The 15,888-nt window shown below is 58.5% G+C and carries 17 protein-coding genes; 9 read left to right on the forward strand and 8 right to left on the reverse strand.

Going from position 1 to position 15,888, the window contains the following annotated elements:
• Window positions 1-37: 37 nt before the first annotated feature.
• Together B2D37_RS05460 and B2D37_RS05465 are read left to right on the forward strand one after the other, a co-directional pair.
• Window positions 38-640: a glutathione S-transferase family protein gene (locus B2D37_RS05460; protein WP_079201764.1), complete on the forward strand. Its 603-nt coding sequence runs from the start codon at window positions 38-40 to the stop codon at window positions 638-640.
• Window positions 641-772: 132 nt separating this feature from the next.
• Window positions 773-1,411, forward strand: a complete 639-nt coding sequence (locus tag B2D37_RS05465; protein WP_079201765.1) for a DUF2238 domain-containing protein — start codon at window positions 773-775, stop codon at window positions 1,409-1,411.
• Window positions 1,412-1,969: 558 nt separating this feature from the next.
• On the opposite strand, the gene B2D37_RS05470 is transcribed toward B2D37_RS05465, so the two are convergent.
• Window positions 1,970-2,221, reverse strand: coding sequence for an Lpp/OprI family alanine-zipper lipoprotein (locus B2D37_RS05470; RefSeq protein WP_079201766.1), 252 nt, complete (start codon window positions 2,219-2,221; stop codon window positions 1,970-1,972).
• 420 nt (window positions 2,222-2,641) lie between these two features.
• Here B2D37_RS05470 and B2D37_RS05475 point away from each other — a divergent pair, with 420 nt between their 5' ends.
• Both B2D37_RS05475 and B2D37_RS05480 read left to right on the forward strand, forming a co-directional pair.
• On the forward strand, window positions 2,642-4,018 hold the full coding sequence (locus tag B2D37_RS05475) for a GntP family permease (RefSeq protein WP_079201767.1): 1,377 nt from the start codon (window positions 2,642-2,644) through the stop codon (window positions 4,016-4,018).
• Between the two features lie 209 nt (window positions 4,019-4,227).
• Window positions 4,228-4,509, forward strand: coding sequence for a GNAT family N-acetyltransferase (locus tag B2D37_RS05480; RefSeq protein ID WP_079201768.1), 282 nt, complete (start codon window positions 4,228-4,230; stop codon window positions 4,507-4,509).
• Window positions 4,510-4,564: 55 nt separating this feature from the next.
• Here B2D37_RS05480 and B2D37_RS05485 read toward each other — a convergent pair whose 3' ends face one another.
• Window positions 4,565-5,641, reverse strand: coding sequence for a 3-deoxy-7-phosphoheptulonate synthase (locus tag B2D37_RS05485; RefSeq protein ID WP_079201769.1), 1,077 nt, complete (start codon window positions 5,639-5,641; stop codon window positions 4,565-4,567).
• Between the two features lie 166 nt (window positions 5,642-5,807).
• On the reverse strand, window positions 5,808-6,224 hold the full coding sequence (locus tag B2D37_RS05490; protein ID WP_079201770.1) for a PilZ domain-containing protein: 417 nt from the start codon (window positions 6,222-6,224) through the stop codon (window positions 5,808-5,810).
• Between B2D37_RS05490 and B2D37_RS05495 the strand changes: the two genes are divergently transcribed.
• The 4 genes from B2D37_RS05495 (at window position 6,223) to cysB (ending at window position 9,257) form a co-directional block, all read left to right on the forward strand.
• The gene (locus tag B2D37_RS05495) at window positions 6,223-6,516 is read left to right on the forward strand and encodes a thioredoxin (protein WP_154067045.1); all 294 of its coding nucleotides are present in this window, start codon (window positions 6,223-6,225) and stop codon (window positions 6,514-6,516) included. The two genes, B2D37_RS05490 and B2D37_RS05495, sit on opposite strands and share 2 nt — an antisense overlap.
• A 46-nt stretch (window positions 6,517-6,562) precedes the next feature.
• Complete coding sequence (locus B2D37_RS05500) at window positions 6,563-7,468, forward strand: 5'-nucleotidase (RefSeq protein WP_079201772.1); 906 nt, start codon at window positions 6,563-6,565, stop codon at window positions 7,466-7,468.
• A gap of 180 nt (window positions 7,469-7,648) precedes the next feature.
• The gene (locus B2D37_RS05505; protein ID WP_079201773.1) at window positions 7,649-8,149 is read left to right on the forward strand and encodes a universal stress protein; all 501 of its coding nucleotides are present in this window, start codon (window positions 7,649-7,651) and stop codon (window positions 8,147-8,149) included.
• Between the two features lie 133 nt (window positions 8,150-8,282).
• Window positions 8,283-9,257 carry an HTH-type transcriptional regulator CysB gene (cysB, locus tag B2D37_RS05510; RefSeq protein ID WP_079201774.1) on the forward strand — a complete coding sequence of 325 codons (975 nt, stop codon included), beginning with the start codon at window positions 8,283-8,285 and terminating at the stop codon, window positions 9,255-9,257.
• Between the two features lie 60 nt (window positions 9,258-9,317).
• On the opposite strand, the gene B2D37_RS05515 is transcribed toward cysB, so the two are convergent.
• Entirely contained in the window at window positions 9,318-10,052 is a 735-nt protein-coding gene (locus B2D37_RS05515) for a phosphoadenylyl-sulfate reductase (RefSeq protein WP_079201775.1), read from the reverse strand.
• Window positions 10,053-10,284: 232 nt separating this feature from the next.
• Between B2D37_RS05515 and thrH the strand changes: the two genes are divergently transcribed.
• On the forward strand, window positions 10,285-10,902 hold the full coding sequence (thrH, locus tag B2D37_RS05520; protein WP_079201776.1) for a bifunctional phosphoserine phosphatase/homoserine phosphotransferase ThrH: 618 nt from the start codon (window positions 10,285-10,287) through the stop codon (window positions 10,900-10,902).
• An 87-nt stretch (window positions 10,903-10,989) separates the two neighbouring features.
• On the opposite strand, the gene pabB is transcribed toward thrH, so the two are convergent.
• The 4 genes from pabB to B2D37_RS05540 form a co-directional block, all read right to left on the reverse strand.
• The gene (pabB, locus tag B2D37_RS05525; RefSeq protein WP_079201777.1) at window positions 10,990-12,333 is read right to left on the reverse strand and encodes an aminodeoxychorismate synthase component I; all 1,344 of its coding nucleotides are present in this window, start codon (window positions 12,331-12,333) and stop codon (window positions 10,990-10,992) included.
• 243 nt (window positions 12,334-12,576) lie between these two features.
• Complete coding sequence (locus tag B2D37_RS05530; RefSeq protein WP_079201778.1) at window positions 12,577-13,563, reverse strand: alpha-L-glutamate ligase-like protein; 987 nt, start codon at window positions 13,561-13,563, stop codon at window positions 12,577-12,579.
• 3 nt (window positions 13,564-13,566) lie between these two features.
• Window positions 13,567-15,093: an inactive transglutaminase family protein gene (locus B2D37_RS05535; RefSeq protein WP_079201779.1), complete on the reverse strand. Its 1,527-nt coding sequence runs from the start codon at window positions 15,091-15,093 to the stop codon at window positions 13,567-13,569.
• A 5-nt stretch (window positions 15,094-15,098) separates the two neighbouring features.
• Window positions 15,099-15,650, reverse strand: coding sequence for an ATP-dependent zinc protease (locus tag B2D37_RS05540; protein ID WP_079201780.1), 552 nt, complete (start codon window positions 15,648-15,650; stop codon window positions 15,099-15,101).
• Between the last annotated feature and the right edge of the window lie 238 nt (window positions 15,651-15,888).

Below are 15,888 nucleotides of genomic sequence, written 5' to 3' on the forward strand. Positions count from 1 at the left end.
CCGCGCAGCGGCAGATGAATAGAGGGAGGGCAGGGCGATGTACAAGGTCTACGGCGACACCCGTTCGGGCAACTGTTACAAGGTCAAGTTGATGCTCAACCTGCTGGGTCTTGCCCATCAGTGGGTGCCCGTGGACATCCTCAGGGGCGAAACCCAGAGTGAGGCGTTTCTGGCGAAGAATCCCAACGGTAAGATCCCGGTGCTGGAACTGGAAGACGGCACCTGCCTGTGGGAGTCCAATGCGATTCTCAACTTCCTCGCCGACGGCACGGAGTTTCTGCCGAGCGAGCCGCGCCTGCGCACCCAGGTGCTGCAGTGGCAGTTCTTCGAACAGTACAGCCACGAACCCTACATCGCCGTGGCGCGCTTTATCCAGCTCTACCAGGGCCTGCCCGAGGCGCGCCGTCAGGAATATGAGGACTGCCATGCGCGCGGCCACAAGGCGCTCAAGGTGATGGAGCGGCAACTGCAGCGCACCTCCTACCTGGTTGGCGAACAGTATTCGATTGCCGATATCGCGCTGTGCGCCTACACCCATGTGGCCGATGAGGGCGGCTTCGATCTCAGCCCCTATCCGTCCATTCGCGCCTGGCTCGATCGCGTCGCCAGTCACCCGAAGCATGTGAGCATGCTGGGTTAACCAGGGGCTCACTCTGCTCGATGCACGCGGCATGTTGCGCCGGGCTGCTACAGTTCGAAGCAGGTCGATCAGTCGATTGCTTTGACCCTATGCCAGCCGCCCTGGCGGCAACCGTCTGGAGTGAACCTGCGCATGATCGAAGTCCCCAGCCGCAAAATCCAGTTGGCGCTGATCGTGGTCATACTCTTGCTGATCTGGCTGTGGGCCGCGATCAACCCCTTGAGCCGCGAGGACTGGTTGTTGGAAAACCTGCTGGTGTTGTTTTTCGCCGGTCTGTTGCTGGCGACCTATCGACGCTTTGCCTTTTCCCTGACGGCGTACTGGCTGTTCGCCCTGTTCCTCGGCATGCACCTGTACGGCTCCCATTACACCTATGCCGAAACGCCGCTGGGCTTCTGGTATCAGGAAACCTTTGCGCTTGGCCGCAACCACTACGACCGGCTGGTGCATTTCTCCTTTGGCTTACTGTTGGTCTATCCCCTGCGCGAGTTACTGCATCGTTCGGCGAGGCTCACTGGCCTGTGGCTGGCCATCCTCAGCCTCGCCGTGGTGATGGCCTTAAGTGCATTCTACGAGCAGGTGGAAATGCTCGCGGCCGTGTTGGTCAGCCCAGAGTTGGGTTCAGCGTTCCTGGGTACCCAGGGCGACGAATGGGACGCTCAAAAAGATTCTGGACTAGCGATGCTGGGGGCTTTGAGCTTATTGCTGATAGTGGCGGCGGGGTCGCGATTTGGCGCCGGCAATCGGCGCCGAAGCCTAGTCGGGCAGTGAAGCCGAAGTGGTCATTTAGAGCCTCCAGCGCAGACCCTCGACCTGTGTGGCGGCTGGCCAACCATTACCGGCATGCACGGCTGTCTACGTAACCTGTGGCAATCCAGCGTATTGGGTGATGTCGCCGAGCCAACGGGGCTCAGGTGGCAGCGTGTCGGTGTTCCTTCGACCTGCTCGAGTAGCAGGCGTTTCGGAGTTTGCAGCAGGCGGTCGGACAGTTCGGGATCGCTTACGCTGCGCGAAAGCAATCGGCTTCAGCAGCGTTCGCACTCCCGGTCAATTGGCAGAAACACAGTAATAAAACCCCGGCAGCAATTGTCTAGCCAAGCCTTGGCTTGCTTGGGGCTTAAGTTAATGACCAACCCCAAGCGCTAACAGGCGTGTGCTGAAAAGAAGCGCACTGCGCGACGCTAGCGGCGCTATTGGGATAAGGCGCTGGTGGCAGTGGTGTTGCGAAAGCCGCTAGGTGAGTTTCTTCTGGAGGGATTACCGCGCTTGGTGCACGCATAAAAAAGCCGACCCTTAGAGGGGTCGGCTTTAATTAGCCTTGAAGGACTATTACTTGCGGCTGGCTTTTTCCAGCATACGCAGAGCGCGCTCATTGGCTTCGTCAGCAGTTTGCTGAGCCTTCTGAGCAGCTGCCATAGCGTCATCAGCCTTGCGATAGGCTTCATCGGCACGGGCTTGAGCGCGAGCAGCAGCGTCTTCGGTAGCGGTCAGACGTGCTTCAGTTTCTTTGGACATGCTGCTGCAACCGGTAGCCAGAACTGCGACCAAAGCCAGAGCAGAGAATTTCAGAACGTTGTTCATCGTGTTCCCCTTGGGGTGGAATTTTCCATAAAAGCAATTTCCAAATAATAGGAAATTAGCCGGCGTACATACTACCCATAACTTTTAGTAAGTAAATGTAGGCCGTGCAAGTGCGGCATGTTTTTTTCATGCGGGCTAAGGACGCAGCGCCAAGTTGTGCTGCTTTGTATGAAAAACATACAGTTTTCGTTGTTTATGCTGCGTCGCGCCTCCGGTTAAGGAACTCTGTTGCTTCGTTTGTCGCATGCAGGGTTCCAGATACAATCTGCGCGAGGTCTGTCGACGCTGGATTCCCTGGGTTTTATTGGGCTACACAATGCCACTCGCTGGGCTTAAGTGAGCGGTATCTCGGCAGACCCAGGCATGCGTTGCGGTTTTTGAAGGTGGTCTGACAAGTACGAAAATCACGGAGAATTACATATGCTCGGGAATGCAGGGTTGTTGGTTGGCTTGGCCTTATTGATTTTTATGGCACTGCGCGGGGTGAATATATTCATTGCGGCCTTGCTCTGCGCCCTGGTGGTGGCGCTGAGCAATGGCTTGCCGGCTCCAAAGGCACTACTCGAGTATTTCCCTTTCGGCCCCTTGGGCGCCTTCAGCTTTGCCGGCAAGTTCTTCGTGTTGTTCCTTTGCGGCGCTATATTTGGCAAGGTCATGGCCGCAAGCCAGGCGGCCAGCAGTATCGCTCAGGCCATTACGCGCAGTCTCGGCATTAATCGGACCCTGTGGGTCACCATGCTGGTCTGTGCATTGCTGACCTATGGCGGGGTGGTGGTTTTCGTGGTTATTTTTACCATGTACCCACTGGGCATCACCTTGATGCGTGAGGCCAACCTACCCAAGCGCCTATTCTGTGCTGCCACCGCCTTGGGCGCCGGCACCTTCACCATGACTGCGATGCCGGGCACGCCCTCGATTCATAATGTCATCGCTGCCAGCGCCTTGGGCACCGACCTGTTTGCCGGGGCCTGGATTGGTGTGGCCGTGAGCGTGATGATGGTTGCGATGGGCATGGCTTATGTTCAGCGTGAATGGCGCTTGGCGCGCGAGCGCGGCGAGGGTTTTGAGGCCAATGCGCAGGATTTGCGCATGGAACAATTGGCCAGCGCGCCGGGTTCGGGTCCGCATTGGAGCTTGGCTGTGGTGCCTATCCTGGTGGTGTTGGGCATCATCATGCTGCCGCGCGTGCTGCTGATGAGTGACGCGATCGTCCCGGGGCAAGGCTTGTTGGGCCCGTTGCTGGGCTTCAGTCAACAGCAGCCTATTCTTTGGCCGAGCCTGGCTCTGGTGATCGCCACTGGGGTTGCGGTCATGCTGTTTGCGGGATTGCGGCGCAATACGCTCGTGTTGCTCGGGCAGGGCGCTGACGATGCGATCATGCCGTTGCTGAACACCGCTGCAGTGATTGGCTTTGGTGGCGTGGTCACCCAGACGCCTGGCTTTGCCCAGTTTTCCCAGTGGATTCTGACGGTTGATTTGCCGCCGCTGTTGTCGATTTTTGTCTCGGTCAGCGTGGTTTCCGGGATCGTCGGTTCCTCCTCAGGCGGCTTGCAGATATTCATGCAGACCCTGGCGCCAAAATATCTGGAAATGGGTGTCGAGCCCGAAGTCCTTCACCGTATAGCCAACATTGCCTCCGGCGGGTTTGACTCGCTGCCACACTGCGGAGCAGTGATTGCCATGCTGATGATCATGGGCTTGACCCACAAGCAGGCTTACAAGGACATTTTCGTCGTGACGGTATTGATTCCGGTGATTGCGGTGCTGTGCAGCATCGCTTACTTGAGTGTGTTCTAGGCAAGGCGAGGCGAAGATTGCCTGGGTTGTCGGGTATGCCTGTGTACGTCTGCGACTTTGCCTGAATATGCAATTCGGGGCGGCAGCGCTGGTGAATGCGGACGATTGCGAATGCAAGTTCGATGATGCTGGAATGCCAAGGTCGCTTCGCCGGGAAAATATCGCTAAGGTGCGGGTATGGTTTGCAGGCTATTTTCAGAGGAGTTGGGATGAGCGAGGCGTTGTCCATTCACCATGACCTTAAGGGTCACCAGTTCGAGACCACAGTGGATGGTAATCGTGCGTACCTGGCCTATATGGATCTGGGCAAGCAGACCTTGGATATTTACCGCACCTTTGTTCCGAATTCGCTGCGTGGTCGTGGCATTGCCGCCGCATTGACCGAGCATGCCTTGCAGTACGCCGAGCGCATGGATTACACGGTGATTCCTTCGTGTTCCTACGTCGAACGTTATATGGAGCGCCGCCAGCGCCATAGTGTCAAAGACTGACGAAGACGCTTACAAAAACGCCGGGCATAGCCCGGCGTTTTTGTAACTGCGGCGTTTAGCCGCGATGACGCTGGGGCAGTACATCCTTGAGTTTGGCGTGCATGCTGCGCAGCGTTTTTTCGGTGCTATCCCAGTCGATGCAGGCATCGGTGACGGACACGCCGTATTTCAGCTGGTTGAGGTCTTTCGGTATCGATTGGCTACCCCAGCCCAGATGACTCTCGACCATCAGACCAATAATCGATTGATTGCCTTCGAGGATCTGGTTGGCAACGTTGTCCATCACCAACGGTTGCAGCGCCGGATCCTTGTTCGAGTTGGCATGGCTGCAGTCGACCATGACATTCGGGCGAATACCGGCCTTGGTCAGTTCCTGCTCGCAAACGGCCACGCTGACCGAATCGTAGTTCGGCTTGCCGTTGCCGCCGCGCAACACCACATGACCGTAGGCATTACCCTTGGTGGTGACGATGGACACGCCACCTTCCTGGTTGATGCCGAGGAAGCGATGCGGGCTGGAAACCGATTGCAGCGCGTTGATCGCTACGGTCAGGCCGCCGTCGGTACCGTTCTTGAAGCCAACCGCCGAGGACAAGCCAGAGGCCATTTCGCGGTGGGTTTGCGACTCGGTGGTGCGTGCACCGATGGCCGACCAGCTGATCAAATCCTGCAAATACTGCGGGGAGATTGGGTCGAGTGCCTCGGTAGCAGTCGGCAGGCCCATTTCAGCCAGGTCGAGCAGCAACTGGCGACCGATGTGCAAGCCGTCCTGAATCTTGAACGAGTCGTCCATATAGGGGTCGTTGATCAAGCCTTTCCAACCCACCGTGGTGCGCGGCTTTTCAAAGTACACGCGCATCACCAGGTACAGGCTGTCCGACACTTCTGCCGCAAGCGCCTTGAGGCGTTCGGCGTATTCGTGGGCCGCTTTGATGTCGTGAATCGAGCAGGGACCAACTACGACAAACAAGCGATGGTCTTTACCATCGAGGATGTCGCGAATCACCTGGCGACCAGTGGCAACAGTGTGCAGCGCGGTATCGGTCAGCGGAATTTCGCGCTTTAGCTGATCGGGAGTGATCAGGGTTTCGTTGGAGGCAACGTTAAGGTCATTGATTGGTAAATCAGCCATCGTGCTTTTCATCAGGTCAGGGTCGTCAGGTCACGGGTGCCGGCCGCCAGCGCTCCCCGTGTGGCGGAGCGCAGCATTTATGAGCACAGCGGGGATGCAGAACCTTAGCGCGTTACAGGCTGGCTAGACAATGGGTCTAAGGTCGTTAAGCGGAACGAAACCAGGATTACAGGTTGGCGCTGGCGAATTCGGCCGCGTGCTGTGCTACCCACTCCTCGGCGATACTCTCGATGGCGAGGTGTTCGCCCAGCTCTTGTTCGCGTTGCTGGCGGTAATGTTCGATCTGACAGATCTGTTCGATCATGCGTGCTCGAAATAACGTGTCCTCGTCGATAAAGGCTATGCCAACCAGGTAATCGTCGGGCTGTTTGCGGCACCAGGCCACCACCCCGGGGTAGCGTGCTTGCTCGCCAAGCAGTGGGATGCGTAGCTCTATCGCAGTACCAGGGCGAAAACCGCATCTGGAGTTGCACGCCACTCCGCCGAGGCTGATATTGTTCAGCCGTTGTTTGGGTATAAAGGTTGATTTGCGGAGCACCAACTCCACGGGCATATCGCTGGGGTGACGCAGAAACCGTCGCATGGCAACCGACTCCCTATGCCATCAATTTGACATCGTTCTAAATAGTATAGTGTCTGAATTGCAACTGACCGACTTTGATGCGGATCGCCGCTTGCTGGATCTACCCGGCACTCCTCTGCTGATTTTCACCGGCACAGGCTGTAGCAATTGTCGTTGGGCGCACCGGGAGCTGCCGACATTGCTGCTGCCGATCACGCGCCTGGCCTGGATCGACGCAGCCGATAATGCTGGCCTGGTCGCACGCTATGCGGTGTTCCATCCGCCGGTCCGCTGCCTGCAATCCCACGGATAGTGGCCTCGCGACGGTGGCCGAGTTTTACACAGACACCGAGGTAAGTATGAGCAAGGGGATGAGTGACAAGCTGGTGCTGGCGATTTCCTCACGGGCGCTGTTCGACCTGCGCGAGAGTCATCGCGTATATGAGGGCGAAGGGGTCGAAGCCTATCGTCGCTATCAGATCGAGCATGAGGACGAAATTCTCATGCCTGGCGACGCGTTTCCCTTGGTCGAGAAGCTGCTGGGGTTGAACACGACGCTGGGTCAGGCGCGAGTGGAAGTGATTCTGGTGTCGCGCAACAGTGCCGATACCGGGTTGCGCGCGTTTAACTCGATCCAGCACTACGGCCTTGGCATCTCGCGTGCGGCTTTTGTCGGGGGTCGCAGCCCTGATCCCTATCTGGCGGCGTTCGGCTGCCATCTGTTTCTCTCGACTCACGCCGAAGATGTGCGTAGCGCGCTGCGCTCGGGTTTTGGCGCGGCCACTATTCTTTCTGGTGGGGCGCGGCGGGCCGCGAGCAATGAGCTGCGCATCGCTTTCGACGGCGATGCCGTGCTGTTTTCCGACGAGTCCGAGCGGGTCTATCAGCAGGGCGGCCTGGAAGCCTTCCAGAGCCACGAGCGCGAGTCGGCTCGCGAGTTGCTCGGCGGGGGACCCTTCAAGCCCTTCCTGGCGGCGCTGCACCTCCTGCAGCAGGAGTTTCCCGAGGAGGCCTGTCCGATCCGCACGGCCTTGGTCACGGCTCGTTCGGCGCCGGCCCATGAACGGGTCATTCGCACCTTGCGCGAGTGGAATATTCGCCTGGATGAGTCGTTCTTTCTGGGCGGGCTGGAGAAGGCTGCGATCCTCGAGACCTTCGGTGCCGACGTATTCTTCGACGACCAGGCGGGGCACTGCGAGAAAGCCCGTGAAGTCGTTGCTACCGGGCATGTACCGCATGGCGTGAGTAACGAGCCGCAGCTCTAGCAGCCTGTCGGTTCACGCGTAGTTCTACTGTACAAGCCTGAATACGGATGCCGAACCCCGCGGCACCCAGGCCTTGTGCATATAACCATTCGTCCTGAATAACTGTAGTTTTGTTGACATGCGGATGGCACTGCTAAGCTCAAGTGAGGCCTGCCAGACGTAGGCAGTCTAGGAGGCCGCATGATTCGCTCGATTCTCTATGCTACCGATCTTGGTCTTTATGCCCCCTATGTCTTGCAACATGCCTTGGCGCTGACTCGCGCGTTCAATGCCAGCCTATATGTCGTGCATGCGGTGGAGCCAATGGGGTTGTTTGCCGAATCGGTGCTGCAAACCTTCCTGGATGAAGAGCAGCTCAAGGAGCTGCGCTCTAATGGCCTGAGTACGGTCATGGCGAGTATCGAACAGAGGGTGTTGGAGGGCTTTCGTGATGAACTTGGCGAGTCCCAGCATGAGCTCGAGGTGATCCGTGCGGTGCAGGTGGTGCAGGGCGATCCGCCTCAGGTGATTCTCGAGGAGGCGCAGAAACGTGGGGTGGATATGTTGGTCGTCGGCAGTCATAGCCATGGCGCCGGTCTGGATATCCCCTTGGGGCGCACGGCCGCGCGCCTGGTGCAGTTGTCCGAAGTTCCGGTGTATCTGGTGCCGATGCTGCAGCACCGAGCTCGTGGGGAGGCTTGAGGTCGTTTTATATTTCAAAGAATAATCGGCAAAACCAAATAAAATCATCTAGATTTAATAGTTAAACCATATATATGGTTATATGACGCCGCCGGCCACTGAACGGCTGCTTATTTTGCTTTGAGGGATTTTTATGAAGCTTCAGCAACTGCGCTACATCTGGGAAGTCGCGCATCACGACCTCAATGTGTCGGCCACAGCGCAAAGCCTCTATACCTCGCAGCCGGGCATCAGCAAGCAGATCCGTTTACTCGAAGACGAATTGGGCGTGGAGGTCTTCGCACGCAGCGGCAAGCACCTGACCCGGGTTACCCCGGCGGGCGAGCGGATCATCACCACTGCCGGAGAAATCCTGCGCAAGGTCGAAAGCATCAAGCAGATCGCCCAGGAATTCTCCAACGAGAAGAAGGGCACCTTGTCCATCGCCACGACCCATACCCAGGCGCGCTATGCCTTGCCGGCAGTGATCAGTGGATTCATCAAGCAATACCCGGATGTCGCCCTGCACATGCACCAGGGCACGCCGATGCAGATCGCCGAAATGGCCGCCGATGGCACCGTGGATTTCGCCATTGCCACCGAGGGGCTGGAACTGTTCAATGATCTGGTGATGATGCCGTGCTACCGCTGGAATCGCTGCGTGGTAGTGCCTCAGGGGCATCCGTTGAGCAAGCTGCCGAAGCTGACCCTGGAAGCCCTCGCCGAGCACTCTATCGTCACATATGTATTCGGCTTCACCGGCCGCTCCAAGCTGGACGAGGCCTTCAGTCACCGCGGCCTGACGCCCAAGGTGGTCTTCACCGCCGCCGATGCCGACGTGATCAAAACCTATGTGCGGCTTGGGCTCGGCGTGGGCATCGTGGCCAAAATGGCGGTGGATGCCACACTCGATCCCGATCTGGTGGTGCTCGATGCCAGCGATCTGTTCGAGTCCAGTGTGACCAAGATAGGTTTCCGCCGCGGCACCTTCCTGCGCGGATTCATGTGCGATTTCATCGAGAAATTCGCCCCGCACCTGACCCGCGATGTGCTGGCCAGTGCGGTGCAGTGTCATAACAAGGCCGAGCTGGAAGAGTTGTTCCGCGATGTCGAGTTGCCGACTTACTGAGTGGCTTTCGAGCAAGAAAAAACCCGGCCAAGTGCCGGGTTTTTCTTGCTCATCAGTGCATCAGCTCTTGGCGATCAGGTTGCCGGCGTGCAGGCCGCACTCCTTCTGCGTGGCTTCCTCCCACCACCAGCGGCCTTCGCGCTCGTGCTGATTGGGCAGTACGGGGCGGGTGCACGGCTCGCAGCCGATGCTGATGAAGCCGCGCTCATGCAGGCTGTTGTAGGGGATTTCCAGCATGCGGATATAGGCCCAGATGTCTTCGCTGCTCATCTGCGCCAGCGGGTTGAACTTGTACAGGGTGTTTTCCGGGGTGGAGAAGCCCGTGTCGATTTCCACCACCGCGACCTCGCTGCGGGTGCCGGGGCTCTGATCGCGGCGCTGGCCGGTAGCCCAGGCCTTGACCGTGGCGAGCTTGCGCCGCAGCGGGGCGGTCTTGCGAATACCGCAGCATTCGCCGTGGCCGTCCTTGTAGAAGCTGAATAAGCCTTTTTCCTTGACCAGTGCCTCTAGTGCCGTCGCGTCGGGGGAAAGTACGTCGATGGCGATGCCGTAGTGATCGCGCACCTGCTCGATGAAGCGGTAGGTCTCCGGGTGCAGGCGGCCGGTGTCGAGGCTGAAGACCTTGACGTTTTTGTTCAGCTTCCAGGCCATGTCCACCAGCACCACGTCCTCGGCGCCGCTGAAGGACAGCCACAGTTCATCGCCAAAGTGCTCAAAGGCAAGTTTGAGAATGTCCTGGGGCGACTTGTTGGCGTAGGTTGCGGCCAGTTCGGCTACATCGAATGGGTGGCTCATCGGGCTGGATTCCTGGTTGGGGTGGCGCTAAGAGGAAGCTGCCCGGCTACTGCGCCTGGCGTATTTGCGTCCTCGGGACGCTCTGTGCGTCGATGGTAGCAAAAAGGCGTTATACCGCTAAATAACCAAGTGCGAGGGTGTCCGTCTAGTTTGGGTATAAGCCTTGCGTTGCGCAGCCTCCGGCGAGCCGCTAGAGTGCCGCCTTCTTTCAAGCCCAATCTAGGAGTGTCCCGTGGAAATCGCTTGTCTCGACCTGGAAGGTGTTCTAGTCCCGGAGATCTGGATCGCCTTCGCGGAAAAAACCGGCATCGAATCGCTGAAAGCGACCACCCGGGATATTCCGGATTACGACGTGCTGATGCAGCAGCGCCTGCGCATTCTCGATGAGCATGGCCTGAAGCTGAACGACATCCAGCAAGTCATTGCCACCCTCAAGCCGCTGGACGGCGCGGTGGAGTTCATCGACTGGCTGCGTGAGCGCTTTCAGGTGGTGATTCTCTCGGACACCTTCTATGAATTCTCCCAGCCGCTGATGCGTCAGCTGGGTTTCCCGACGCTGCTGTGCCACAAGCTGATCACCGACGAGAATGATCGCGTGGTGAGTTACCAGTTGCGCCAGAAGGATCCCAAGCGGCAGTCGGTGGTCGCGCTCAAGAGTCTCTACTACCGGGTGCTCGCCGCAGGCGACTCGTACAACGACACCACCATGCTCAGCGAGGCCCATGCGGGCATCCTGTTTCATGCGCCGGAAAACGTGATTCGCGAGTTTCCGCAGTTCCCGGCGGTGCACACCTTTGATGATCTCAAGCGCGAGTTCATCAAGGCGTCCAATCGCGACCTGAGCGTGTAACCGCAGCGACAAGCTGCAAGCTTGCAAGAGTAGGGCGAAGGCGTTAGGCGGTTGTCACTTCGTTCCGAGCTCGCTTGCAGCTTGCAGCTACATCCCCTCCAGCGTTTCCAGCAAGATCTTCACCTTGGTGATGGACTCCTGGTATTCCGCCTGCCAGGCGGAGTCGGCGACTATCCCGCCGCCGCCCCAGCAACTGATCTGCCCGTCTTTGGCCAGTAGGCTGCGGATGGCAATCGAGCTGTCCAGCTCTCCACGCACGTCCAGATAAAGCAGCGAGCCGCAATAGAGTGCGCGGCGGGTGGGCTCCAGTTCGTCGATGATCTGCATGGCGCGGATTTTCGGCGCGCCGGTGATTGAACCGCCGGGGAAGCTGCCGGCGAGCAGATCCAGGGCGTCTTTGCCTGGCGCCAGTTCGCCCGTCACCGCGCTGACCAGGTGGTGCACGTTGGGATAGCTCTCCAGGGCAAACAGCTCGGGCACACGTACCGAACCGATCGTGCAGCTGCGGCCCAGGTCGTTGCGCAGCAGATCGACGATCATCAGGTTCTCGGCACGATCCTTGGGGCTGCCCAATAGCGTTTCGGCATGCGCGGCATCCTGCTCGGGGTCGCTGTGACGTGGGCGGGTGCCCTTGATCGGGCGGGTTTCCACGTGACCTTCGCTGACGCGCAGGAAGCGTTCAGGCGACAGGCTGATGATTGCGCCGTTATCTGCCAGGGCCAGGTAGCCGGAGAAGGGCGTCGGGCAGGCCGCGCGCAAGGTGCGATAAGCCGTCCAGGGATCGCCCTGGTAGTGGCTGCGAAAGCGTTGGGCAAAGTTCACCTGGTAACAGTCGCCGGACTGAATATAGGCCTGGATGCGTTCGATGGCATGGCGATACTCGCTTGCATCGATATCTGCCTTGAATGCCCCGGTCAGCGCAAAAGGCGCCGGCGCTGGCGCTTGTGGCGCATCGAACAGCTCGATCAAGCGCTGCCGTTGTGCAGTGCTCAGCGTTGGATGAAACATCAGCTGACTGGTGCCCAGGTGATGGTCGGTAATCAGGGCCCAGGCATACAAGCCCAGTTGCGCATCGGCCAAGCCCAGGTCGTCGCTTGCCTGTTCGGGCATGGTTTCCAGGCGTCGGCCGAAGTCGTAGCCCAGGTAGCCAATCAAGCCGCCGACGAAGGGCAGTGGGCAGTCGTCAGGTGCTTTGGCCACACCCAGCGCCGCCAGACTGGCGCGCAGGCGTTGCAGGAAGTCAGTGGCCGGTTCGTCAGGCGTTGGGATCAGCTCGGCCGTTGGCCAGGCGCTGATCAGATCATAGCGTCCACGCTGGGCGGCCGGGCGGCCGGCATCCAACAGCACCGCCCCTGGCGCGTGACAGACGACGTCGAAGTAGCTGGCCGGGTCGGCACGATAGGGCAGGGCGTGTACAAGGCAAGTAGACATGCGAGGCTTTCGGAGGCGCGCGGCAGGCGATTGTAGAACGCCTGCCAGATTCATCCTAGAGCTCTGTCTGGGTACTGTGCGGATAAGGGAGCTGGGTCTCGATATTCAGGCGTGCATCCAGGTCAAAAAAAGTGCCGATCACTTTGCTTGAGTGAGCGGCACTTTGGGTCGTTTCCGATTTCTGTTGCGGGCAGCCTGTCTACCTTCGCTGGCCGCCGTGATAAAACCTGCGGACGACTTGGTTCAGATCTCTGCTTTGGCTGCGTGACCAAACAGCTCCTGGGCGAAGCGCATGCGTTCCTCTGGCGTCTCGGTTATGCCTTTTTTCGCCAGTTCGACCAGGCGTGCTTCCACTGCATGGGCGCGGTGAGTGAGGCCGCAGTCGTTGGCGATCTGGATGTTCAGGCCGGGGCGCGCGTTGAGCTCGAGAATCAGCGGGCCTTTCTCTTGGTCGAGGACCATGTCCACGCCGATATAGCCAAGGCCACACAGCTCATAGCAGCCGGCGGCAAGCGTCATGAAACCGTTCCAGTTGGGTAGCTGTACGCCGTCTACCGAATTGGTGGTGTCTGGGTGCTTGCTGATCTTGGTATTCAGCCAGGTGCCGCGCAGGGTCACCCCGGTTGCCAGATCCACGCCCACACCGATCGCGCCTTGGTGCAGGTTGGCCTTGCCGCCAGACTGGCGGGTCGGCAAGCGCACCATGGCCATCACCGGGTAGCCCTTCAGCACGATGATGCGGATGTCCGGTACACCTTCGTAGCTGATGCTCTTGAAGATGGGGTCGGGAATGACGCGGTATTCGATCAGTGCGCGGTCACGGTGACCGCCCAGCGAGTAGAGGCCGGTGAGAATGCTGGAGATCTGATGTTCGATTTCCTCATGGCTGATGATCTTGCCGGAAACCGTTCGATAGCGATCCTCGAAGCGGTCAGCGATGACCAGAATGCCATCGCCGCCAGCACCTTGCGCTGGCTTGACCACGAAGTCCGGGCGATCGCCAATGATCTCGCGCAGCTTGTCGATGCCTTTTTCGGTCTCGATCACGCCATACATTTCCGGCACATCGATGCCGGCTGCGATGGCGCGTTCCTTGGTGATGATCTTGTCATCGACGATCGGATAGAGATTGCGCTTGTTGTACTTCAGTACGTAGTCCGCATTACGGCGGTTGATGCCCATGATGCCTTTGGCTTCAAGGGCCTTCCATGTTTTCCAGAGACCTAGCATGGCTCAATCCTTCAGGAAGGCTTTGAAGCGGAAAAGTTCGGTCAGGCGGTAACCGCGATAGCGGCCCATCGCCAGCATGAAGCCCACCAGGATCATCAGCACAGCCGGGAAGGTAAAGACGAAGTAGGTCAGCTCCGGCACGCTCATCAGCAAGTGAGCCAGGGTCGCGGCGACCAGGGTGCCGATGGCAACCTTGAAGGCATGACCGCCACCACGTTCTTCCCAAGTGATGGACAGGCGTTCGATGGTCATGGTCAGAATCACCATCGGGAACAACGCCACCGAGAGGCCGCGTTCGAGGCCAAGTTTATGGCTGAACAGGCTGATTGCCGCGATCAGTACCACCACGAAGGTCAGGACCACCGAGAGTCTGGGCAGCATCTGCAGTTTCAGGTGCTCGAGGTAGGAGCGCAGTGACAGGCCCAAAGCCGTAATGACGGTGAACAGCATGATGCCGAAGCCCAGCTGGGTTTCACGGAAGGCCAGGGCGATCAGCACCGGCGTGAAGGTGCCTAGGGTCTGCAAGCCACCGAGGTTGCGCAGGATCAGAATCACCAGCACGCCGACCGGGATCACCATCATGATCTGGAAAGTCTGCTGGGTAGAAAGCGGCAGGCTGTACATCGAGTATTCGAGGAAGTCGGCGTCAGTGTTTTCGTCAGTTAATTTGGCCAGGCGGATGGCATTCATCTCGCTGTTGCTCAGGGTGAAGCTGACGTTCGCTTGCTTGCCGCCTTCGAGGTTGACCAGATTATCGTCGCCGATCCACCAGATCAGGCGGTCGCTCGGCATACCTTGTTGGCCAGTATCAGGGTTGAAGTACAGCCATTTTTCGCCGTTGAAGCTGCGCAACCATAACTCGGGGCTTTGCTGAATCTCGGCAGCCAGGCGAATGGTGTGTACGCGCTCCATAGGCACATGGGCAATGGACAGCAGCAGCTCGATGGCATCGGCTTTATTTGCGGTCGAGGCATCGCCGCCCAGCAGCAGTTTGACGTTGTCGTCGTTGACGTTGTTGACCCGTTTGATGGTCTCGCTGATAAAGGTTTCGACGTCCGCCGAGTGTTGCCGGATCGGTGCGAGCAGGGCTTCGGCCGCAATCTTCTCGGCGCCTTCCACGGGAATGCTGTCGCGGAAGATCGGGCCTTCGCTCTTGGCTTGCTCGCCGCTGTAGCGCTTGGTCAATACCAGGCGGTAGTACAGGGTTTGCTTGCCGCCGGCGCGCCGGGCAGACCAGGTGACCTTGCGATTGCCGTTGGCGCGATTGATGCTCACGCCATAATTGTTCGAGATGAAGCTCTCGTTGAGGCTGACGTAATCCTGATTCAGTGGCGGCACGAACATCTGTAGCTTGACTGGCTCACGCGGGCTGGCCTGGAATTCGACTCTGGCGTCGATGTTCCACAGGTCATCGGTTTCATCTTCGGTCAGTGGTATGCCGAGAATGAAAATTTGATAGGCCGTAATCAGAATCCCCAGACCCACCAATAGTGTGATCAGGATTTTCAGATGCAGGTTAAGAGAGCGCATAGGCATTACTCATTAGGGGTGGCGCCAATGTTTGCGTCAGGAGGACAGCCAGGTTTTCCTGCTGCGTATTTAAGGCTTGGATCGACCAGTGCACTGAAACGCTTGAGTGCATCGGAGCCGATCAATAACGGGTATTGGAATGCACTACGGTCGGTCAAGTTCACTTCGATAGTGCGCAGGGCTTGGCCCATGCAGATATCCAGCTCGATGACCGGGCGTGCGGTATAGGTTTTTTCTTCCTCTGGATCATAGTCGCCGGCGCGGCGTTTGATTTTGCTGATCCGCGCCAGCGGGCGCTCGATAGGATGGGCATGGGCATCGTCGATTGCCAGGTAAAAGCGTACCCAGGGTTCGCCTTCACGCTTGAAACGTTTGATATCCCGCGCGCTCAAGGACGCTGTCTTGGCGCCAGTATCCAACTTGGCCGGCACTTGCAGGCCGAGGTTGAACAGCATTGCGTGTTCATTCAGGCCGTATACGGCCTTCTCTGCGGCGGCGAGACCCAGGCCAGGCAGTAATAACAGGCAGAACGGCAGGGCGAAGGGCTTGAGTCTCATAAGTCCTATTTAGGTATAGCGCGGTCATCGAATAACAAGACCAGCGGGCGAGACGGCATAGCCGCTGCGCCTGGTTTGAACTCTAGCGGGCATGGCAGCAACGCTAGGCCAGGCGCAAGTGGGTGGCATTCTATCACGGGGGTTTTGCTGCTGCGACAGACGCTTATAGGCGTTTATGCAAGAAGAGAGAGCGGGTCAGAACTTTTTGTTATCCGGGTGATTGTCGACAGTCTAGGTC

This window comes from Pseudomonas sp. CC6-YY-74 (assembly GCF_002025205.1).
In the GTDB taxonomy this organism is placed as follows: domain Bacteria; phylum Pseudomonadota; class Gammaproteobacteria; order Pseudomonadales; family Pseudomonadaceae; genus Aquipseudomonas; species Aquipseudomonas paeninsulae.

Bases quoted from the DNA above. Each gene is read 5' to 3' on its own strand.
- B2D37_RS05495 (WP_154067045.1), top strand. From the start codon at position 6,223: ATGGCAACCGACTCCCTATGCCATCAATTTGACATCGTTCTAAATAGT.
- B2D37_RS05535 (WP_079201779.1), bottom strand. From the start codon at position 15,093: ATGCGCTCTCTTAACCTGCATCTGAAAATCCTGATCACACTATTGGTG.
- cysB (WP_079201774.1), top strand. From the start codon at position 8,283: ATGAAGCTTCAGCAACTGCGCTACATCTGGGAAGTCGCGCATCACGAC.
- B2D37_RS05530 (WP_079201778.1), bottom strand. From the start codon at position 13,563: ATGCTAGGTCTCTGGAAAACATGGAAGGCCCTTGAAGCCAAAGGCATC.
- B2D37_RS05465 (WP_079201765.1), top strand. From the start codon at position 773: ATGATCGAAGTCCCCAGCCGCAAAATCCAGTTGGCGCTGATCGTGGTC.
- B2D37_RS05460 (WP_079201764.1), top strand. From the start codon at position 38: ATGTACAAGGTCTACGGCGACACCCGTTCGGGCAACTGTTACAAGGTC.
- B2D37_RS05485 (WP_079201769.1), bottom strand. From the start codon at position 5,641: ATGGCTGATTTACCAATCAATGACCTTAACGTTGCCTCCAACGAAACC.
- B2D37_RS05480 (WP_079201768.1), top strand. From the start codon at position 4,228: ATGAGCGAGGCGTTGTCCATTCACCATGACCTTAAGGGTCACCAGTTC.
- B2D37_RS05540 (WP_079201780.1), bottom strand. From the start codon at position 15,650: ATGAGACTCAAGCCCTTCGCCCTGCCGTTCTGCCTGTTATTACTGCCT.
- B2D37_RS05470 (WP_079201766.1), bottom strand. From the start codon at position 2,221: ATGAACAACGTTCTGAAATTCTCTGCTCTGGCTTTGGTCGCAGTTCTG.
- B2D37_RS05475 (WP_079201767.1), top strand. From the start codon at position 2,642: ATGCTCGGGAATGCAGGGTTGTTGGTTGGCTTGGCCTTATTGATTTTT.
- B2D37_RS05490 (WP_079201770.1), bottom strand. From the start codon at position 6,224: ATGCGACGGTTTCTGCGTCACCCCAGCGATATGCCCGTGGAGTTGGTG.
- pabB (WP_079201777.1), bottom strand. From the start codon at position 12,333: ATGTCTACTTGCCTTGTACACGCCCTGCCCTATCGTGCCGACCCGGCC.
- B2D37_RS05505 (WP_079201773.1), top strand. From the start codon at position 7,649: ATGATTCGCTCGATTCTCTATGCTACCGATCTTGGTCTTTATGCCCCC.
- B2D37_RS05515 (WP_079201775.1), bottom strand. From the start codon at position 10,052: ATGAGCCACCCATTCGATGTAGCCGAACTGGCCGCAACCTACGCCAAC.
- B2D37_RS05500 (WP_079201772.1), top strand. From the start codon at position 6,563: ATGAGCAAGGGGATGAGTGACAAGCTGGTGCTGGCGATTTCCTCACGG.